The organism is Algoriphagus sp. Y33 (assembly GCF_014838715.1).
GTDB lineage: Bacteria > Bacteroidota > Bacteroidia > Cytophagales > Cyclobacteriaceae > Algoriphagus.
Genome location: NZ_CP061947.1, coordinates 5079615 through 5100455, shown reverse-complemented (window position 1 = coordinate 5100455; position 20841 = coordinate 5079615). Strand labels below are relative to the sequence as shown.

General features: G+C 42.3%; 15 protein-coding genes. 5 read left to right on the top strand and 10 right to left on the bottom strand.

Going from position 1 to position 20841, the window contains the following annotated elements; all coding sequences use genetic code 11:
- Positions 1–10: 10 nt before the first annotated feature.
- The 3 genes from ID165_RS20840 to ID165_RS20830 form a co-directional block, all read right to left on the bottom strand.
- Positions 11–1879, bottom strand: a complete 1869-nt coding sequence (locus tag ID165_RS20840; protein ID WP_192347354.1) for a RagB/SusD family nutrient uptake outer membrane protein — start codon at positions 1877–1879, stop codon at positions 11–13.
- Positions 1880–1892: 13 nt separating this feature from the next.
- Positions 1893–5114, bottom strand: coding sequence for a TonB-dependent receptor (locus ID165_RS20835; protein ID WP_192347353.1), 3222 nt, complete (start codon positions 5112–5114; stop codon positions 1893–1895).
- A gap of 243 nt (positions 5115–5357) precedes the next feature.
- Positions 5358–6011 carry a DUF3365 domain-containing protein gene (locus tag ID165_RS20830; RefSeq protein ID WP_192347352.1) on the bottom strand — a complete coding sequence of 218 codons (654 nt, stop codon included), beginning with the start codon at positions 6009–6011 and terminating at the stop codon, positions 5358–5360.
- A gap of 151 nt (positions 6012–6162) precedes the next feature.
- Here ID165_RS20830 and ID165_RS20825 point away from each other — a divergent pair, with 151 nt between their 5' ends.
- Positions 6163–8976 (top strand): YCF48-related protein, encoded by a 2814-nt coding sequence (locus ID165_RS20825; RefSeq protein WP_192347351.1) that lies wholly within the window; start codon positions 6163–6165, stop codon positions 8974–8976.
- A 46-nt stretch (positions 8977–9022) separates the two neighbouring features.
- Here ID165_RS20825 and ID165_RS20820 read toward each other — a convergent pair whose 3' ends face one another.
- From ID165_RS20820 to ID165_RS20790, 7 genes are all read right to left on the bottom strand, one after another.
- On the bottom strand, positions 9023–9547 hold the full coding sequence (locus ID165_RS20820) for a GNAT family N-acetyltransferase (protein WP_192347350.1): 525 nt from the start codon (positions 9545–9547) through the stop codon (positions 9023–9025).
- A gap of 83 nt (positions 9548–9630) precedes the next feature.
- Positions 9631–10710: a peptide chain release factor 1 gene (gene prfA, locus ID165_RS20815; protein WP_192347349.1), complete on the bottom strand. Its 1080-nt coding sequence runs from the start codon at positions 10708–10710 to the stop codon at positions 9631–9633.
- Between the two features lie 298 nt (positions 10711–11008).
- A complete protein-coding gene (locus ID165_RS20810; protein ID WP_192347348.1) occupies positions 11009–11227 on the bottom strand; it encodes a hypothetical protein in 219 nt (72 codons plus the stop codon).
- A gap of 219 nt (positions 11228–11446) precedes the next feature.
- Positions 11447–11908 carry an Hsp20/alpha crystallin family protein gene (locus ID165_RS20805; protein ID WP_192347347.1) on the bottom strand — a complete coding sequence of 154 codons (462 nt, stop codon included), beginning with the start codon at positions 11906–11908 and terminating at the stop codon, positions 11447–11449.
- Positions 11909–12419: 511 nt separating this feature from the next.
- Positions 12420–13565, bottom strand: a complete 1146-nt coding sequence (locus ID165_RS20800) for an adenylate/guanylate cyclase domain-containing protein (protein WP_192347346.1) — start codon at positions 13563–13565, stop codon at positions 12420–12422.
- Positions 13566–13665: 100 nt separating this feature from the next.
- Positions 13666–14466, bottom strand: coding sequence for a helix-turn-helix domain-containing protein (locus tag ID165_RS20795; protein ID WP_192347345.1), 801 nt, complete (start codon positions 14464–14466; stop codon positions 13666–13668).
- A gap of 62 nt (positions 14467–14528) precedes the next feature.
- Positions 14529–15521 (bottom strand): SDR family NAD(P)-dependent oxidoreductase, encoded by a 993-nt coding sequence (locus ID165_RS20790; RefSeq protein ID WP_192347344.1) that lies wholly within the window; start codon positions 15519–15521, stop codon positions 14529–14531.
- A gap of 266 nt (positions 15522–15787) precedes the next feature.
- On the opposite strand from ID165_RS20790, the gene ggt reads away from it, so the two are divergent.
- The 4 genes from ggt to ID165_RS20770 all read left to right on the top strand — a co-directional run bounded on the left by ggt (position 15788) and on the right by ID165_RS20770 (position 20839).
- Complete coding sequence (ggt, locus tag ID165_RS20785) at positions 15788–17485, top strand: gamma-glutamyltransferase (RefSeq protein ID WP_192347343.1); 1698 nt, start codon at positions 15788–15790, stop codon at positions 17483–17485.
- 14 nt (positions 17486–17499) lie between these two features.
- Positions 17500–18819, top strand: coding sequence for an APC family permease (locus ID165_RS20780; RefSeq protein ID WP_192347342.1), 1320 nt, complete (start codon positions 17500–17502; stop codon positions 18817–18819).
- Positions 18820–18980: 161 nt separating this feature from the next.
- Positions 18981–20363, top strand: coding sequence for a sensor histidine kinase (locus ID165_RS20775; protein ID WP_192347341.1), 1383 nt, complete (start codon positions 18981–18983; stop codon positions 20361–20363).
- Between the two features lie 92 nt (positions 20364–20455).
- Entirely contained in the window at positions 20456–20839 is a 384-nt protein-coding gene (locus tag ID165_RS20770) for a response regulator (protein ID WP_192347340.1), read from the top strand.
- The last annotated feature ends 2 nt before the right edge of the window (positions 20840–20841 follow it).

The window sequence follows — 20841 nt, the reverse complement described above, 5'->3', positions numbered from 1 at the left end:
ATAAGTCTGATTAATCGAATCCTGGATTCTGTACAAGGTTTGAGTTCCTGTTAATCTCATCTCTGTGAATAGGTATGAAATACATTTTATCCAGCCATAATCTATTTTCTTTTCCAGGATCAATCGGCACCACTTGATACTCATAGTTATAAACCCCCGGATCATATCTATAGGTAGAAAGTGTTTGACCGGATTTGAGCGTACCCGTGATGCTAATTGTATTTGCTTGACGACCAAAGGTCTCCTCAGCAATCATCCAACGACGAACATCATGGAATCTTTGCTCTTCGTAAGCCATCTCAATTCGTCGCTCATTTCTATAGCGCTCTACCAATGCATCGCCCGTATCGGTGATAGCAGGCTGACCAACTCTAAATCTAATTTGATTTAACCAGTTTCGTGCCTCTTCTTCCTGTCCCAGTTCCAGAGATGCCTCTACGTAATTTAGCACAACCTCAGTGTATCTGATAATAGGCCAAGGAACTTCCTGCCAAGTATTTTGGTCAACAATAGCCGGATCAGCATCGATGAATTTTCTAAAATAGTAACCAGTGTAACTGCCATTCCAATCCTCAATAGAACTGTTTCTGGTGTCTAGCCCAAAGTGGGTCACTTTGGTGCCGGAGCCATCGGTTACTTCATATGTCCCCGTCTGTATTTGTCCCAGTGGATCTTTTGGCATATTGGCAGTGGATCTTGGCTTCCATTGAGCTCCATCATAAAGCACAGATGCATAGAATCGGGCATCTCTGTTTTCATAAGGTGTAGAAGCATGAGCTGGATTTGACCAGTCAAACTCAGTCCCGTCCATCATTTCATAGTCATCCACCAGCAATTGTACAGGAGTATTTCCAGCCCAGTTGTTATAGCCATTTGGACCATTGAATAAGCCTTGACGACCCCCATCTTCCTGCTTGGCATTGATGAAATATCTACCCAAAATAATCTCATTCTCCCCACCATTTCTGGCCATGGAGTTATTGATGTAGTTTTGGATACCGTCCTCATGGGATACAGGAGAGGAAAGTCCAAATAGATTGCCGGATCCTTTCTGAATAGCTTCCATGGCAGCAGCTTGGGCTTTTTGCCATCTTTCGGTTCTATTGCCTGATGTATACGCCAGTAAGTCAATATCACTAAACCCTGACAGTGTGGTTGCATTGCTCTGCGCTGTAGGTGCATCATGAAGGTCACTTGCAGCATACAGAAGGACTCTTGACTTCAGTGCCAAGGCAGCCAATTCACTTGTACGACCTGGTACCATACTCTTTCCTTCCAACAAAGTGGCCGCATCATCTAAATCGGCTATAATGAAGTTGACAGTTTCTTCCCAAGTAGCTCTAGGCTCTTCGTAAGTCTCTTCTCCAAGTTCATAAGGGCGGGCAATCAAAGGTACTCCTCCAAAATAGCGTGCTAAATCATGGTAGTAGTAAGCTCTCATAAATTTGGCTTCACCCAACAATCTGTCTACAATTCCACCGGTATTGTCAAACTGGGGATCAGAAAGATTTTCGATTGCAATATTTGTCCTACGGATATAGCTATATAGTCTTTGCCAATTATAGGTCCTACGAGCGTCACTATTCCACCCTACATCAGCAGAATTTATTCTAGCTTCCGTGATGTTATTAAGACCACGTCCAGGGTGTGTGAAAATCGCTTCATCAGTTAAGGATGCAAGCATTTCTTCATTAAAACCACCTTGGCCAAATCCTTGGTAGATACCCGTCACAAAGGCCTCTGCCAATGCAGGATCTGTCCAAACTGCAGATTCAGATACTTCCCCTAGTGGGTCAGTATTTAAGAACTCATCATTACAACTTGCAAGCGTATAGCAAGCTGATAGCATTATTACTAAGTGTTTTATATTTCTTTTCATTAGTTCGGGTTAGTTAAAATGAAACAGAAAGACCTGTGTTGATTACCCTTGCCTGAGGATAATACTGTCCGGTGGAGTTATCTGATTCCGGATCATAAACTTTCAACTTATCCCAAGTAATCACGTTCAATCCGTTCACGTAGATCCTGGCATTTTTAACGCCTATTTTCTCACTGATATGGGCAGGAATATTATAGCCAATTTCTATGTTTTTCAACCTTAGGTAGTCAGCTTTTCTAAACCAATAGGTGTTCCCTCCTGAATAATACTGATCAGATCTGTTTGCGATTCTTGGGTCTACGCTACTTGGATTATCAATCGTCCATCTGTTCTCATAAATGTCAGATAGGTAGTTACCGATATTTCCGGACTCTCCAGCGCTTACATATTGTCTTGCACCCATCGCTCCCTGAAACAGAATAGCCAAATCAAACCCTTTCCAGTTTGCATTGATGTTTACACCTCCTTGGAATGTAGGGATATTGTTTTGATCCATGCGCACTCTATCGTCCGGAGTGATCTTGCCATCTGGAATCATCACAAAATTGCCGTCCGCATCTCTACCACCAATATCTTTGTACTTCATATCACCTGGACGTAGGTTATTGGTGATGGCAGAATAGTCCAAGGACTCAGCGTCAATTTCTTGCTGATCTCTGAATACACCATCGTATTGGTAAACAAGCTCTGTGTTCATAGGCTTTCCGGTAGATCTTTGCCATTCCGGTGCTCCCGGGGACTCATCCCAGAATAAGATTTTGTTTTTAGCAAACCCTCCGTTGGCACTGATAGAATACTGAAATTCACCTTTGCCACCACGGATGCCCAGATTTAGATCAAATCCTTTGTTTTCAACTTCTCCTATATTCTCGGCGGGAAGGGTAAGCCCAGTAGATTGAGGGACAGAAGCATTTTTTCTCCAAAGGATATTCGTTCTCTTATTGTAGAACAAATCAAATTCGAAGAAAACCTTACCCTGTAGGAATTGACCTTCAAATCCTAAGTTGGAGTTATTGGCAATCTCCCAGGTAATGGCATTGTTTGGAACTCTGGTTTCAAATAAGGTTTTCGCCTCCACCCCATTGATGATATAGGAATCAAATCCGTAAGTAGAAAGGAATTGATATTCTTGAAGCGTTTGAGTACCATCCCCGTTACTATCAAAGAAGATTTGGTCATTACCCAATTGCCCCCAAGAACCCCTAATTTTGAAGAAATCAAATGTCTTGCCTAAGGAATTTTTCCAGAAGCCTTCCTCAGATACTACCCAGCCAAGCATTACTCCCGGAAAGAAACCATATCGGGTATTCTCAGGAAAAATATAAGAACCGTCATATCTCCATAGAAATTCTGCCAGATACTTTTCTTGGTAATTGTAGGCTACTCTACCGAAGTAGTTCAAACGGGATCTTTCAAAGGCTCCTCCTCCATTATTCTTTTCCAGATCACCTCCCGCAAACATCTGATCAATAGAGGTTGAGATAAAATACCTTCTGAACGCATTGAAATTATTACTTTCAATTGTCTCCCGGTTCACACCTGCCACTACATTCAGTGTATGTACGTCACTAAAAACCTTATCGTAATTAAATACACCGCCTAGAAGAACATTTAATTGGTTGATATTCTCTTCTCTTAATCTTGGCTCTGCAGGACCTCTTTGGCTTGGCACCAATACTGGAGTAACTCCATCATCTTCAAAACCAGTTCCCATCTCATAAAGCGTCCAAGGTGTTTCCCATCTTTTGATAAATCTCATGGATTTATCAATGGCTGCGGTACCTGTAAATTTCAGCCCTTCTACTCCAGGTATTTTGATTTCCAAATTACCGGTAGTCTGAACGTAATCTCTTTTGTCACGGTCATAACCGGTTGCATTGGTAGTGATCACCACCGGGTTTTCACCGTTTTCGATATCCGGACCCGGTAACCCGTTTGGCCAAAAAGCAGGCTGGTTTGGTTTTCCTCTCATCTGCATTCGGAAGATCGCCCCCGCTCCTCGGGTAGGGTAGAATCTGTACTCCTCTCTAGCCACAATTCCCAGCCCCACTTTTACATACTTGTTGATAGTTGCATCTAGATTGATGCGGAAATCATACTGTTTGTAGCCTGTAGCAGCGTTTTTATAGTATGCATCCTGATTTTGGTAACCGAGAGAAGTCAGATACTTCACGTTCTCACTACCGCCGACCAGTTGTAGATTATACCTACTCTGAGGAGACCAATTGCGTAAAGTAGCATCATACCAGTCTGTATTTGGGTAGTTCCAAGGATCGGAACCATTTCTATACAACTCCAATTCTGCAGGAGTATAAGGAGCAGATCTTACTTGTCCATTTGGTCTGGTGTATTCTCCACTTTCCTTATAAGCGGAATTGGCAGCAGCCCATTCTGAGGTAGGGAGTGCATAGATATCCAGATCATTCAGCATGCCTGCGTACTGGGCAGCATTTGCCAACTCAGGGACAACGGTGGGCTGGGCAAATCCTTGATTCATCTGGAATGTAAGCTCCGGAGCACCTGTAGCACCCCTTTTGGTAGTTACGAGAATTACACCGTTTGCAGCTCTTGATCCGTAAATCGCTGCAGAGGCATCTTTTAGTACTGAGATACTCTCAATGTCATTCGGGTTCAATCGCTCAATTCCTCCTGCTCTGTCAGGAATTCCGTCTATTACTACCAGTGCACTATTGTTTCCAAGTGTGTTCGACCCTCTAATTCTGATATTGGATCCATCATTACCGGGTTCTCCACTTCTGTTTACCGCTACAACCCCTGACATACGGCCGGCAATAGAGTTGGATAGATTCATTGCGGGTGACTTGTTTAGGTCCTTGCCTTTTACTGTCGCCACGGATCCTGTAATCGTTTCCTTTTTTTGCTCCCCATATCCTACCACAATGACCTCTTCGAGAGACTTGGTGTCAGGTAATAAGGTTAAATCAAACGTAGAATTATTGCCAACCGGGACTTCCATAGGAGCAAAACCTATAAATGAGATCACCAGTATGTCTTCAGGACCTGAAACAGTAAGAGAAAATTTACCGTCAATGTCGGTTACTGTACCGTTTGTAGTCCCCTTGACGAGGACAGAGGCACCGGGAAGAGGAAGATTATCTTCTCCGGAAATAAGCACACCAGACACCTCCCGGGTCTGTGCGAACGCTGCGCTAATCAGCCCCAGACAAAATATCAATGTCATGCTGAATAGCTTAAAATGAGTAAAGTTTCTCATTAGCATAGGGGTTTACTATTAATTAATATAATTTAACAATCTAATGTCCCCCAATGCTTTGGCAATACCAAACTGTTTTTTGCCAAAAAATGACTGTTTTTTAACAAAAAAACCACACAACTATAAAGATGGTGTAAAAAATATGATTATCCCATGAAAAAATGGACAATTGATAGATATTCAGAATAAAATTCTGTTAAAAAAATATTAAAAATTGCCCCACAGTCGCATTTCAATCGATTGTTATAAGCGATTCACCACTGCTTTTTTAGGGATTTTTATAGACCATATTCCTCTCAGATTTCCCACCTCAAAACCCTTTGCCAGATCTTCCGAATAAAGAGAATCTATCTTGTTCAAAACAGCTTCAGATATATCATTTGTCGGATCCCCATGACATGACAAACAAAATTCGGATGGAATAACAATTGCTTTGGTATAAAGCAAAATGTCCCCATCTTCTATACGCTGTATATTTGGTCCATTTTCGATGCCATTTTCCACATTATATTCATACGCTTCAAGGATTGGCAATTCATCATCCGTGGGTAAATTGTCTTGATTTCTGGCGCGGGAAGATGTCCGTCGGATGGAAACTCCATGTTTCCGACTCAGCTCTTCTATAATAGGAACAGCATTTACATTGCAAAATTCCAATGCTTCGGTAAATCCTCCTTCTCCAACAGCTTTGTGAAGGTTTGCCATCAGTTGCTGCTGTGCTTCGAGGCTAATGGAATCTCCCCAGACCATAGCCTCTTGGATAATTTGCGCATCGGATAACTTTTTTGCTTCCATAGCATTGTTCACTTCATCAAAAACGCTTTTGGAAACACGCTCTTGAGGACCACATGAGACTAAAATTAAGGCTGTAGCTATAAAATATAAGAAATGCTTCATAAGGGCTGTAGTTAGGAACAGCTAAAAATACAAATCATCATGTGATTTTGCCCTAAGTTTCTAAATCGAGTGTCAGTAATACTAAAGAAGCAAAGCCCGTCACTTTGACAAGACCTTAAATAACTTATTTTTGTTTAATTCAACTATGCTTATGCAAAAAATCGTTGGTCTATTTGTATTAGGGATGTTGCTCAGCACAGAACTTTTTTCCCAAACCTGGGCCAGAATGCAAAGCTGGGGATTGGATTTGGAATCTATTGCCTGGGTGGATGAATACGTGGGCTTTGCAGTAGGCGAAAATCTTATTATCCGCACATTAGACGGCGGGAATTCCTGGGAAGAATTATCGGTAAATGCTGATGGGAAATTATTGGATCTTTCCTTTTGGAATGAAAATACAGGTGTTGTGGTAGGAGAAAATGGGTTAATATTCAAGACGCTGGATGGGGGTGATACATGGAGCCAGAAAGCATCCGGAACCCACCAGGCACTGAAAAGCGTAGCTATTTCCTCTGAGAATAAAATATTGGCGATATCGGATAGCGGAGAGATGTTGCTTTCTGACTCTAAAGGAGAGACATGGACGAAACTGAATTCCGGTACAGACCAAAGTTTGAATGATATAGTCTTTATCAATTCCGACACTGCTTACGTAGTAGGAAATCAGGGGCTGGTTCTGAGAACTTACGATGGAGGGAATCGGTGGGCATCACTAAATTCAGATTTGGGAAAGAATCTTAATGGAATCGCTTTTTCCTCTCCACTTGTAGGCTATGCAGTGGGAGATGGGGGAAGTATTATTAAGACCCTCGACGGTGGAGAGACATGGGTGTCCCAAGTTTCACCGGCAACGTCGGATTTGAAAAAGGTCGCAATTAGCCCTTTGGACATCCGTATAGTCACAGTGGTAGGCGAGGAAGCAACTGGACTTAGATCTACCAATTCGGGCGTTACTTTTGGCAAGGCTAACCTAGGAGCTAGCAATACCAGGGATTTGAATGCCTTAGCTTTCAAGCCGGTCAGTAACCTAGTTTTTGCCGTCGGGGAAGATGGTTATGTCATTTCATCGACCAACGCCGGCAGTAGCTATATCCAGCGACTGGCGGGAATTCGAAATGATTTCTCCGCAGTAGATTTCAAATCTGATCGGGCAGGACATATTACAGGACAGAAAGGTGCTGATTACGTCACAAGCAACGGTGCCACCAGCATAGTTTATCGGCCACTTCCGGAAGAGACTGACATCGTTGGGATGGATTATTGGAGTACTGCTTTTGGCTATGTGGGAGTTGCGGAAGGCAAGATTTTTAGAACATCCAACAGCGGTTCATCTTGGGCATCTGTCCCTGCCCAGACTTCAGAGACGATTACCGGCTTTTATCTTTTTGCACCTTCAGTTGTATATGTCACAGGAACGGGTGGATATATCGCCAGATCGTTTAATTCGGGTGGAACATGGGATGCTGCCGGCATTCAACCAAACACAACCGAGAATCTACGGGACATTACATTCTTTGATTATCAGATAGGTTTTGCCATGGGAGACAATGGGCAGATCAGCTGGTCAAATGGTGGAAGCGTTTGGGAAAATCTCCCAAAGCTTACTTCAGAGAAGTTAAACGCCCTCTCAAAACTGGACTCTAGTACTGCTATAATAGTCGGTGATGCCGGAGTTATTCTCAAGTCGGAAGACAAGGCCAAGACTTGGCGTATGATTGAGGTTTCTTTTAAAGAAAATTTTAATTCTGTCGATTTTTGGGATGAAAACCTGGGTTTTATAGCAGGAGATAATGGAATGATTCTCCAGACAAGGGACGGGGGAGAATCATGGGTAGAAATACCCAGTGGAACCAGTCGCAATATTAAAGGAATTAGTGTGGGGACTCCTACGGTGGCTTATGCTGTTGGGGATGATGGTACCATCTTAAGGTATGAATGCGTTGCGCCCACAGGTTTGAGTGAGATTGCGGGGGCAAATCAATCCTGTCTTGGCGTGGGTAGTTATTCTGTAGAAGACACCGGTGTTCCTGGGGCTCAATTTGTTTGGAGGGTAGATGGAGGTGAAATTATTTCAGGACAGAGCACGGCTAAGATAGAGGTGTTATGGAAAATCACAGGACGTAATGGGGTGTATGTGAGTATGGAGAATTTCTGTGGAAATGGCAAGACCTCTGCCTTGGAAGTGATCGTATCGGCCATGCCGGGAGATATTCCACAGATCGAAGGTAATGGCTCTGTTTGTTTAGACGAAAGCATTGTTTACTCAGTCCCGCAACTAGGGGGCGTAGATTATATGTGGGAAGTAAGCGGAGGAGAAGTGGTAGAAGGGCAGGGTACATCAGAGATCCTTGTAAATTGGAATTCGCCGGGAAGTCAAGAGCTCAGGCTTGTCCAAGAAAATTCCTGTGGAAAGGCTGATCCTATTCTAAAGGAGATTACTGTAAACTTGCCTCCCGAGCAACCCGGGGAAGTTCGGGGAGAGGTTCAAACGGGGTTATGGGAAGTAGAATACGCCGTACCAGCCCAGAACGCAGTGAATTTCCAATGGACTGTTTCCGATGAAGGAGGGGTGATTCTATTGGGTCAAGGAACAGAGAAGGTGACTGTGCTTTGGGTGAAAGAAGGTGATTTCCAGCTTACGGTCACCCCTGAAAATGAATGTAACGAAGGTGTGTCGCGAATTCTTGATGTAAATGTCGATGTAATTACTGCCCTTCCCGAAAAGACGGATTTAAGTGTGCGTATATACCCAAATCCTTCTTCAGGAACAGTAAATCTGCAATTGGGAGGAGGAAATTATATCAGTTTGGAAGTAATTAATGCCTTTGGGCAAGTGATTCAGACTATAGGGATGAGCAATGCTACCAAGGAAATCAGCTTGGAGCATCTGCCCAGAGGAATGAATTTAATCCGACTCTATACTACTGGATCGGACGTGTTGGTAAGAAAGGTAATCGTGAAGTAAGTATAGGCTATACTTATTTTTCAGGATAGTACCTGTATTTTTTTGGTTATTGTTCTCCCCGGATATTTACATATTGGAAGATGTCTCCCACGGTGGTGTTTTTCACAAAAGCCTTTTTCAAAATAGCCTCTGGGAAATAACCTGCTTTTTCCAAGACATTCATGGATTGTCCGTTGAAATCATAGACTTGGGCAAAAATGCGCTCGATGTCGAATTTCTCGAAAATATACTTGGTGTACAATTTCACAGCTTCAGTCGCAATTCCCTTGCCCCAAAAGGGCTCACCTATCCAAAAGCCCAACTCCATGTTGGTGCGGAGTTCATCTTTCCCCCGCTCAGAACCTATAGACCCTGCCAATCTTCCCTCAAATTCCACAGCAAAATTCTGTGGAGGGTTGAACTTCTGATTATGCTCTATCCAATAGCGTGCATCATGGATTGTGTAAGGCTGAGGATAGCTGTCCTTTAGATTCATTGCAATCTTCGGATTATTGGCCAAGGGATAGAGTTGATGAAAATGAGCCTCATTCCAGGTCACTAGTCTTATTTCTCTTTCTCCGGTAATAATCATAAAAGTCAGATGGTTAATTCTTCAAGATAACAGGCTAATCGCAGAATCAATAAATTCTAAGCAAATTTATGCAAATGCCCAGCCTATTCTTCTAATCCGCTGGTGTTCATCCTGTCAAGATTTTCGGCAAATCTCAATGCGGATATAAAATCCTCAATATGTCCATCCATTACCTCGGGGAGGTTATACACAGTTTTATTGATTCTATGGTCTGTGACTCTTGACTGTGGATAATTGTAAGTTCGGATCTTATCAGATCTATCTCCGGAACCGACCATAGATTTGCGCTGAGCCCCCACGGCATCATTGTGCTTGGCCAGTTCGATTTCGTAAAGGCGCGATCTCAGCACTTTCAGGGCTTTTTCGAAGTTCTTGATTTGAGACTTTTCATCCTGACAGGTCACAATCAGCCCTGAAGGTTCGTGGGTCAGACGTACTGCCGAGTATGTGGTATTCACAGATTGTCCACCTGGACCTGAAGAACAATAGGTGTCTTTTCGCACATCGTTCATGTCTATGTTTACTTCCACTTCATCCATCTCAGGCAATACTGCCACAGAGGCGGCAGAGGTGTGTACACGTCCCTGGGATTCTGTCGTAGGTACACGCTGTACACGATGGACTCCAGACTCATATTTCATCCTTCCATATACATCATCCCCTCCGGAAATAGTGGCAATGATTTCTTTATATCCTCCTGCAGAACCAAATGTCAGATCGAGTACGGTTAATTTTAAATTTTGCATTTCGCAGAAGCGCTGGTACATACGGAATAAATCCCCTGCAAAAATGGAGGCTTCATCACCGCCCGCTCCTCCTCTGATTTCCAGAATACAATCTTTGGCATCATTTGGATCCTTAGGGATCAGCAATTGCTTCAGTTCATTCTCGAGCGCTTCTTTTCTGGGTCTCAGCTCTTCCAATTCAGCTTTGGCCATTTCCCTGAAATCAGGGTCTTTTTCTTTATCCAGAACCTCCTTGGAACTGACGATATTCTGCACGACCAAATTGTACTCATCATAGACTTTTACAATTTTTTCCAAGTCCTTGTATTCCTTGGTCAGCTTGGCATATTTGCTCATGTCCGTCATGGATTCCGGCAGAACTATTAATTGCCCGACTTCCTCGAAGCGTTCTTTGATTGATTGTAATTTGTCCAGCATAGTATTTAAATCGCTGCGCAAAAGTAGGCAAATTTCCCGGGAGGCAGAATATCAAGCGTAACTAATAAAACAGAACAGTAAGAGGTGCTGGAGAATTTGAAATGAAATACTTTAGAACACTATTCTGTTCTGTCCATTGCGTCTGACCCCCGGTCGGCAAGATTTAAATTGATTGGCAGTTGTAGCCTATTGAGTTGAGTGGAGCCAATAATGATGACCAAGATGGACATTTTTCCATCAATGTAGGAATATAACATCCTTGCCGATTTAGCAACTTTCTCAAATTGGCATAAAAAATTCAATGAAAATCACCGATCCTATTTTTATTTTGATCAAGGGAAAGAGGGTTCAACTTGTGGGCAAGTCCTTTATGATGCATCCAATAATCCAGTTCCCTTACTTCAGAAACTTTTAGTAACTGTTTTGCTTTTTTATATTCTTTCTCAAGCAGCTTTTGATCAAAACTTACTTTTTCGAGTATGGTTTTATAGTAATCCAGAAAAGAGCTTTTATTCATTTTTGTACAACTTTTTGTTAAACATCATTCCTGTAGAATCTAGCCTAGAAAGATGCTACCCGATGCTATAAAATGGTCTACTTATCAAGTAGTTTTTAGTGGCGGGGAAGCTTCATATTTACCGGAATATACTAGCGTACAACTCCTTTGGAAAGTTTAGTTCCAAAAGAAATTAGAAAAACAGTGTGGGCAGTCTTTTGAGAACTGCCCACACTTAAGTTAGGTGATTTGAATAGTTCTTGCAGGTTTTCTCTTAGCCTCTTCCCGCTTCGGAATGACTAGGTGAAGGATCCCCTCTTGATACTTTGCCTCAATTTTGTCATTCTCTACGGTATTTGGCAAGTAGAAGGATCTTTTAAAAGAACGATAGCTGAATTCCCGCCGGGTATAGCCCACGTCGTCATCGTTGCGATTCTCTGAATTTTCGGTTACTTCAGCTTGAATAGTTAAGGTATTGTTGTCTAGTTCCACTTTAAAGTCTTCCTTTTTCATGCCCGGGACAGCCATCTCTACCCGAAAATCATTCCCGGTTTCAGCGATATTTACACGGGGTAGGGTGTTGCTTTCGCTTGTTCGGCCGATGCCGGCCGAATCCAACCAATCAAATAAACCTCTGCTGGGAAAATCGTCGAATAAAGTGGTGGCAGGGCTTAAACTGTTTCTTTTCATTAATGTGTTCATTGCTTTACAATTTTAATAGTTCAACAAATAAACGTGCCTAATCCGATAAGTATCCTGATCTATACATGACTATCGAAGGAGGCGACTAACAAAAGAATCGCGATTCCGTGAAGTAAAAAAAACAAGTCAAATGCCAATTTGGATTTGAGTAAATTTTGTCAGTTTTTCACTGAAAAAATGACAGGTTTTAAACATCGCAACTTACAAGTTTTTTGATGTTTTCTCTTCTGTACTTTTGTCTTGAAAGTAAGGTGTTTTATGAAAATAAACCTGTGTAGGTTTTTAGAAACCAGCCGACATTCAGGATTCACAAATCTTTAGAAAACTCCATAGCCTATTAATCCACCCGCTCTTGCGCGGTCTTAACGTCAACAATTTTTTCAGAGGTAATTGAATTGCTGCCAGTGTAGATTCTGGGGAGAGTATCTTTTACTCTTTCTGACTTTAAGAAATAAGGAATCCAAATAAAAAGACCTCAACCGCTTGCACGTCCTGTTTCTTAATGTCGTAATTAGATGACTTTTTCTTCCGCTTCAATCCAATCCACACTCACAATCCCTATTTTTTCTGTTTTTCCTCTCAATAGGACCTTGTCGAGTGTTTTGACTTTCATGCGTGGATCTATCCCAAGTCTCTCTATCACATAGTCAGAAACTATAATGTTTTCTTTGTAATCATTACACACACCTTGTATTCGGGCAGCTGTATTTAGCGTGTCACCGTGATATGCAATATCTTTCTTTATTTCTCCTATCTCCACAGCAGTTACCTTACCCATATGCATACCGGCCTTGAACTCTGGAAGTAAACCGTAGGTTGTTTTGTAATGCTCTGCCCGGCTCAGAAACTGTTGTTTACAGGCAAAATAAAAACGGATGCAGAAGTGGTTCTTTACCCCTACGGAAACAGGCCATGTAACAACGATTTCGTCTCCCACATACTGATAAACCTGTGCTCTGAAGGGAAATAGCACTTTGTTGATATCCCAAAAACAGTCCCTTATAAAGGAACTATATTTCAAATGCCCCAACTGTTCGGCGATGGTGGTGGATGATTTCAAATCCATAAACATAAAAATCCTATTTTCCTCTTTAGGATTGCGGTACCTGCCCAAAAGCAACGGTGCCAATACACCCGGTCCATACTTCTTGTTGACCTGGTTGACAAAATTGATAATCAAGGTCGTAAATAAATAATAGATCAGCAGCAAATAGAATGAAAGTCTCCATGATTCCTCATTCAATAGGGCAGAAGGGCTACCGACTGATGGTACAATCAGAAAGTCAAAAAGCGCAAAACGCAGCAAAAACAACAGAAGAATCAAAAGTGCCAATGATCCGAATGCCTTAATAAGAATCACTTTTCCCAGCGATAGCTTTCTAAAGAAACTTCTGTCAAGAAAATAATCCGATACCCCTAAGCTAATTCCATAGAGCATGCCCAAAGCCATAGCTACCAAAATCAGGGAAACCGGACTCACGAACAAAGGCAGCTTGAACTGTAACGCAATTATTTGCGACAGCAGACTGACAATTATAGCAAGGAGAAGGTTTGCAATAGTCCAATAACTTACCTGAGTGCCTACGTACGCCACTAGCGGATATCTGGCAGTAAAGTCTTGTGCCACGGAAGTGTATTCAACAAATCGCTTCGGCATGTTATCCGGATTAATGATGAGATTGATAATGCATGATTGGGCTATTGTATGGCTTAAATGGTAAGCACTTTACCGAGTTTCAAAATCATCAATTGATTTTTCATTGAATCAACGAAGAAGGCGCATACCCGAAATGTTTTTTGAAAGCATATGAAAAATGCGACAGGTTTTCAAAGCCCACTTCATAACAAACCTCGATGGGTCTCTTTTTCTTTTCCACAAAATGGTAGTGTGCCAGCTCCAGACGCTTTTGGGTGAGCCATCGTTGGGGAGTGGTATTGAATGCTTTTCCAAAATCACGTTTAAATGTAGTGAGACTTCGCCCTGTAAGGTAGCCGAACTTCTCCAAAGGCAAATTGAACATGAAGTTCTTCTCCATATAGGTGATCAGATCGATTTTTCCCGGTTCTTCGAAATTTGCTAATATATGGTCAATTCCTTTATCAATGCTTCTTAAAATACTGATCGCTTCAACAATCTTCAAAGAAGCAATCTCCTCGGGAAGTTCTTTCATATCGAAGTACGGAATCAAAGAAGAGAGGCAGCTTTCCAATAAGGGATGGTCGCGATAATGAAGGATTCGCTGCTCTGTTGCTTTGACTTTAACGTTAAGTTTACCATAAAATTCGCGTAGTCTGCCTGTAGAAAGATGCATGACCACACTTTTGTGTGGCCTGCCATCTTTCGGATAATTGATAATGGTAGCAAGTTGATTTCTAGGGATAAGGAAAATATCTCCTTTCTTAAATATATACGTGGCATCGGCCTGCACAATCTTGGTTTCTCCCGAAATGAACCACACCAGCATGTGATGATCGAACATGATGTCCGATTTAAAAAACTTGTCCTCATAGGAGGAGAGCTTAATGTCATCTGTTATATATTTTGCTTTAAATTCCATGATATCGTTTAAGATACACTTTTTCAGTAGTCCTATGATACAAAATAATCAGCTCATGTCGATTACATACTGAATTCCACTCCGGTGATTTCCTCACTCCATTTCCACAGCCTGCCGGCAGCAGCTTTATCCAATGAATAGGCCTTTACCCCGGCAGACATGGCACTGTCTTGGGCTAGTTCGGCAATATCTCCATCTTCACAATAGACACCTCCTATTCCATTGAGCTGCGGTGAAGTGGCACACCATACTGTAGTGGCAGCACCTTGTGGAATAGTTTTCAACGAGGCAGCTACTTCCGGTAGTATATTGCCTTCGGCATCACAGAAACCCATTTTCCGGAATAATTCCAGCGGTGCCTCTCTTCCCAATTCCGTTCCGCCAATGGAACCTGGATGAACGCTGTACACTCGTATTTTTGACTCGTGTGCCCGATTGTCCAACTCAAGTGAAAAGAGATTCACTGCTGTTTTGGACTGACCGTATCCTTGTAGTGTTTCATATTCTCTAGTCAGAAAATTAGGATCCTCAAAATTGAATGGGGCAAACTGATGTCCGTGAGAAGAGACATTCACTACTCTGGCGCCATTTGCTTTCTTAAGTGCCGGCCACAATCTGGCAGTAAGCTGAAACAGCGCTAAATAATTGGTTGCTAATTGCGACTCAATACCCCGTCTGTCTCTGCGCAGCGGAACCCACATGATCCCCGCATTATTGATCAGTAAATGAAGGGGTCTGCCCGATTCAATGAACTTTTGGGCAAAGAGGTCAATAGAATCGGGATTCATTAAGTCCATCTCCTCCAATTCCACGTTGGCAATGCCGTCGAGATTTCGTTTTGCTTTCTCCATGGTTCTTGCAGGTACAATGACAGTGGCTCCCGCGGCAGCCAGTGTTTTGGTAGTTTCCAGTCCGATACCCGTGTTTCCACCTGTTACGATGGCTATTTTCCCTATAAGATCAATACCGTTGATCACCTCAGTAGTCGTAGATTTGGCGTTAAATCCAGAACCAATTGGTTTCTGCAATGCGCCCTGATAATTGTTTTGTCTCATGGTCTTATTTGTTTTTGATTAAGACAAAATTAGGAGTGTTTAAAGTAGGTGACTTTGTTCAAACGTCCGAATTTACTTTGTTTAAAAGACCTTTTTTTGACGAGTCAATCTGATAGGCAAGGTTAGGAAGTGCAGGTATGTGATTTCCTCTCTCTAGGAGATATAGGATCACTAAAAGTCAAATCTTCCGTTGGTCACAACTTCACAATAGGATTTGGGATTTTCTCTTATTTTTACCCTAACCACTAGCCCAACCTTAAAATCATATGGAAAATAATTTTGTCAGAAACGCAGCATTGAGCTGCTCAATACTCCTACTCGTTATAATAAGTTCGGCTAAAGCGCAGACCTACGCCGATAATGGAATGGTAGTCTCAGACCACGTGATCGCCTCACAGGTAGGTGTGGATATCCTCAAAAAAGGGGGGAATGCTATAGATGCTGCCGTAGCAACGGCTTTTGCGTTGGAAGTGACTCATCCCGAAGCCGGTAATATAGGTGGTGGAGGCTTTTTGGTGTTTATGAAATCAAATGGAGAGGTAACCACTTTTGATTTTCGTGAAAAAGCACCTTTGGCAGCAAGTCCAACCATGTTTCTGGATGAAAAGGGGGAAATAAAGGATAATTCAAATCATAAAGGGCTTTTGGCCGTAGGAGTGCCCGGAACCGTCGCAGGGTTATATCAAGCGCATCAGAAGTACGGAAAACTTCCTTGGTCGGAATTGGTGAAACCTTCAGTGAAATTGGCAAAAAAGGGGTTTACAATGTCCTATGGTCTCTACAATGCAGCTATGCGAATGACAAACCGGGATCCTTCCGAAGATATAATGAAGAATTACTTCAGGGGAAAAGATGGGGAGATCGTAAAGCCGGGAGAAACTTGGAAGCAGTCTGCGCTGGCAAAAACACTAAAAGAAATCCAAAAGAATGGAAGAGATGGGTTCTACAAAGGCTGGGTGGCGCAGGAAATCGAAGACTATATGAAAGCCAATGGTGGCATCATCACACGCGAGGATCTGGAAAAGTACGAAGCTGTGGAGCGGGAGCCTCTGAAAGGAACTTTCAATGGATATGATATTTACTCCATGCCTCCACCAAGTTCGGGCGGTGTTGCCTTGATCGAGATGATGAATCTTATGGAAGAAGCCAATATTTCAGAGATTGAATTCAACTCTACAGCCTATGTTCATCTGGTGGCAGAGGCAATGCGAAGAGCTTTTGCTGATAGGGCAGAGTTCTTGGGAGATCCTGATTTTAATCCTGATATGCCTTTAGACAGGTTGCTTTCGAAGGAGTTTGCAAGGAAGCGATTTGAAAATCTTGATATGAACAAGGCGTCTGTCAGCGACCCTACAAAATTTGGACATCCTTATGGGGGCGAAAATACCACCCATTTTTCAATAGTAGACAAAGAGGGCAACGCGATCTCAATGACTTATACGTTAGAGAACTCATATGGCGTAAAAATGGGATCAGAGAGGCTGGGCTTTATTTTCAATAATGAAATGGGAGATTTCAACCCTGTGCCGGGCAAGACGACTTTAACCGGACAAATCGGGTCAGATCCTAACTTAGTGGCACCTGAAAAGCGTATGCTATCCAGTATGACCCCGACCATCGTAGCAAAAGACGGGAAACCCTATCTGGTAATAGGCAGTCCGGGAGGAAGGACTATTATCAACACGGTTTTCCAGACAGTACTGAATGTTTTGGCCTATGATATGCGAGTGGATCGGGCGATAGAAGCCATGAAAATCCATCATCAATGGTTGCCTGACCGTATACTGTATGAACGTGATCTGCTATCACCTGATACCAGAGAGGCACTGGAAAAAATGGGACATACGCTTGCGCCTACTACCAATATAGGCGTACTGATGGGCATTACTTACGATGCTTCCAAAAGGCTCTACACCGGTGCTTCGGATTCTTCCAGTGAAGACGGCGGTGCCAGAGGCTATTAAGGCTACTAATTACCATGGATAAAGAAACGGGGTTAAAGCGGGAAATAGGTGTGCTGGGGCTCTCGGCTAATATCATCAATATCATTGTTGGAGCAGGAATTTTCGTGTTGCCGGCAATAGTGGCCGAAATCATGGGGTCCTCGGGGATTTTTGTTTACCTATTCTGCGGATTCTTGATTTCTATGGTTATGCTGTGTTTCGCAGAAGCGGGAAGCAAAGTAACCCGTTCAGGAGGAGGATATGCCTACGTGGAAACTGCCTTTGGTCCCTATCCCGGGTTTTTGGCTGCAGTATTTATGGTAATGGGCAGTGCTTTTTCTGATGCGGCAGTAGCAAACGCATTAATAGAATTAATCGGGTTGGCATTCCCGGTTTTCAATACTCAATTCATACGGATTATCCTCTTGTTTTTGATTTTTGGGGGCTTGTGCTCACTGAATGTAATTGGAGTCAGGCAAGGAATTGGATTGGTGAAAATCAACACTGTTGCGAAACTTACCCCCTTGATTTTGCTGATATTTTTCAGCTGGGAAGATATTTCTCTTGCCAATTTATATTGGGATACAGCTCCTTCATTTGCAAGTTTTGGGGAGGCATCCCTGATATTATTCTTTGCTTTTCAGGGTGGAGACGCAGGACTTACTGTGGGAGGTGAAATCAAAAATCCGCAAAAGACAGTTCCCAAGGCTATTTTCATTGGCATATCTTCTGTATTGATCCTCTACATTCTAATCCAGACTGTTTCTCAGGGAGTCCTGGGAGACCAGTTGCCGCAGTTTAAGGAAGCTCCCTTAGCCTCCGTTGCCAGCGTAGTTTTCGGCCCAATAGGCTACACACTCTTATTGATCGGAGCAGGAGTATCGATGTTTGGTATGCTAAGTGGAGAAATTTTGAACCTGCCGAGAGTGATCTTTGGTTTGGCAAGCGACCGGGTTATTCCTTTGGAAAGATTGGCCGCTATCCATCCCAGATTTAAAACTCCTTATGTCTCGATTTTACTTTATTCAGGAATTGGTTTTACTCTAGCTGCTATTGGCGGTTTTCGCCAGTTGGCTGTAATCGCTTCAGCAAGTATGCTTTTGGTATATTTTGGAGTAGCCTTAGCTGTAATCAAGTTAAGGAAAAGGGATGAAGGGGTTACCGAGAATTTCAAAATTCCATTTGGACATACCGTTCCCGTTTTATCAGCAGGCATTATCCTATTTTTCCTTTCCAATCTAACAGGTTATGAGAAGACAGGAATCCTTATTTTTATACTGATACTTACTTTAATTTACTACTTAGTTAAGCTGCTTTCAAAGCACAATAAAGAGCACGAAAATCCCCTTGGGTAATGAAACCTTAAAGCTTCCCACGTGTAAGAGGCAATAGAACACTTATACTCATCGATGTCCGAATCTGCTTTGATTCCGGGTATTCAGAAGTATTCACTACTGAATTTATTGTTATTTTGCCTGGCACTTATGTCTTTGTTTTTAATACAACCCCAGTTTACATGGATTATATACTTCTGATTATTGCCTTTAGGTATCTGCAAACCCATGAGCAGACGAAAAAGGTTTATCCTGAGTGGCAGAAGACTTTTCTTCAATGCCTAATAGCAGGATGTGTTCTGTTGCTGGTTCAGGTGTCCTTTCATGCCATAGAAAGTTTCTTGACGTGGGTATCCTATGCAGCAATTTTATATCTAATATATGCGTCATATAGTCAAAAGGTGTTCTCTCCGCTGAAACAGTACGTGTATACCTTTTTGCCTTTGGTGATAACCTATATTCTTCAGGATTTCATAGAATTAATTGCCCCTGAGTTTTATGATAGCTATGAGGGGTGGTTTGAGACAGCGGAGTTATTTGCCTGGATATGGCTGATCGCACAACTTATAATCAACCGTAAGCAGCGGAAAGCTTTGGAAATAGAGCGAATAAAAGCTGCTCAGCAAGAACTTCAATTCAAACAATCGCAGAAATTAAAGGATGCGTTGGAAATACAGGTGGCAGAACGGACTTCAGAAATTACCGCTCAAAAAGAGGCCTTGGAGAAGACACTTTATGAACTTAAAGCTACCCAATCCCAACTGATACAATCCGAGAAAATGGCTTCTTTGGGCGAGCTCACAGCAGGTATTGCCCATGAAATACAAAACCCTCTGAATTTCGTGACCAATTTCTCTGAATTGAATAAAGAGCTTCTTGAAGAATTGAAAGTTGAATTGGAAAAAGGGGATCTTGAAGAAATAAGGCTAATAGTAAGTGACCTAGAAGGCAATGAAGATAAGATTATCCATCACGGAAAGCGGGCGGATGCTATCGTGAAAGGAATGCTTCAGCATAGTCGAAGTAGTACTGGGGTGAAAGAGTCTACTAACATCAATGAATTGGCAGATGAATACCTTCGCCTCTCCTACCATGGACTTAGAGCCAAAGACAAATCTTTCAACGCAAGTATGGAGACTGACTTTGACGAGACTGTGGGCATGGTAAATGTCGTTTCCCAAGAGATAGGAAGGGTGATTTTGAATCTGGTCAATAATGCCTTTTATGCAGTTTCCGAAAAGAAAAGGCAGTTGACTGAACTGGGAAATTCTGGGCTTGTGGATGACTACAAACCCACGGTATTGTTAAGTACCAAACGAACTGCAACAGGTGTTGAGATTAGGGTGAAAGACAATGGGACAGGAATGCCTGAAGAGGTTAAAGACAAAATCTTCCAGCCTTTTTTCACTACTAAGCCAACTGGACTGGGAACGGGTTTGGGGCTTTCATTGAGCTATGATATTATAAAAGTACATGGAGGAAAACTGACTGTAACCAGTCAAAATAACACTAAGGAAAATGGAAAAGATTCCTGGACCGAATTTCTTATTTTCCTTCCGGAATAATTAAGGAATCCAGAGGAAACTTTGGTATTTTATCCCAAGAGGGATAGTTTTCCCGGATTTGAAAATACATTGCCAATCATACTATCAACACCATGACAAAAATATTAATCGTCGATGACGAGCGGGATATAGAGCTGCTTTTTCGCCAGAAATTCAGAAAAGAAGTCCGAAGTGGGCTTTTGGATCTTGCGTTTGCCTTTTCTGGTGAGGAGGCTCTCAAGTTACTTGTCAGCGAACATCCACCTGAAGTCGTTTATGTGTTTTCAGATATTAATATGCCCGGTATGACAGGGTTAGAGTTACTAGATAGGATTAAAAACAAATTTCCGGCTATCAGCGTGAGCATGATCTCTGCTTATGGGGATACTGAGAATTATAAGAAAGCAATGGAATCAGGGGCCAAGGAATTTTTCACTAAACCGATAGATTTTGATTCCCTAAAAAAAGAAATTGGAAGAATAATCAATCAAGAATAGAT

Bases quoted from the DNA above. Each gene is read 5' to 3' on its own strand.
- ID165_RS20800 (WP_192347346.1), bottom strand. From the start codon at position 13,565: ATGCCGAAGCGATTTGTTGAATACACTTCCGTGGCACAAGACTTTACT.
- ID165_RS20830 (WP_192347352.1), bottom strand. From the start codon at position 6,011: ATGAAGCATTTCTTATATTTTATAGCTACAGCCTTAATTTTAGTCTCA.
- ID165_RS20805 (WP_192347347.1), bottom strand. From the start codon at position 11,908: ATGAACACATTAATGAAAAGAAACAGTTTAAGCCCTGCCACCACTTTA.
- ID165_RS20810 (WP_192347348.1), bottom strand. From the start codon at position 11,227: ATGAATAAAAGCTCTTTTCTGGATTACTATAAAACCATACTCGAAAAA.
- ID165_RS20840 (WP_192347354.1), bottom strand. From the start codon at position 1,879: ATGAAAAGAAATATAAAACACTTAGTAATAATGCTATCAGCTTGCTAT.
- ID165_RS20835 (WP_192347353.1), bottom strand. From the start codon at position 5,114: ATGAGAAACTTTACTCATTTTAAGCTATTCAGCATGACATTGATATTT.
- ID165_RS20795 (WP_192347345.1), bottom strand. From the start codon at position 14,466: ATGGAATTTAAAGCAAAATATATAACAGATGACATTAAGCTCTCCTCC.
- ID165_RS20790 (WP_192347344.1), bottom strand. From the start codon at position 15,521: ATGAGACAAAACAATTATCAGGGCGCATTGCAGAAACCAATTGGTTCT.
- ID165_RS20825 (WP_192347351.1), top strand. From the start codon at position 6,163: ATGCAAAAAATCGTTGGTCTATTTGTATTAGGGATGTTGCTCAGCACA.
- ID165_RS20780 (WP_192347342.1), top strand. From the start codon at position 17,500: ATGGATAAAGAAACGGGGTTAAAGCGGGAAATAGGTGTGCTGGGGCTC.
- ggt (WP_192347343.1), top strand. From the start codon at position 15,788: ATGGAAAATAATTTTGTCAGAAACGCAGCATTGAGCTGCTCAATACTC.
- ID165_RS20775 (WP_192347341.1), top strand. From the start codon at position 18,981: ATGGATTATATACTTCTGATTATTGCCTTTAGGTATCTGCAAACCCAT.
- ID165_RS20770 (WP_192347340.1), top strand. From the start codon at position 20,456: ATGACAAAAATATTAATCGTCGATGACGAGCGGGATATAGAGCTGCTT.
- prfA (WP_192347349.1), bottom strand. From the start codon at position 10,710: ATGCTGGACAAATTACAATCAATCAAAGAACGCTTCGAGGAAGTCGGG.
- ID165_RS20820 (WP_192347350.1), bottom strand. From the start codon at position 9,547: ATGATTATTACCGGAGAAAGAGAAATAAGACTAGTGACCTGGAATGAG.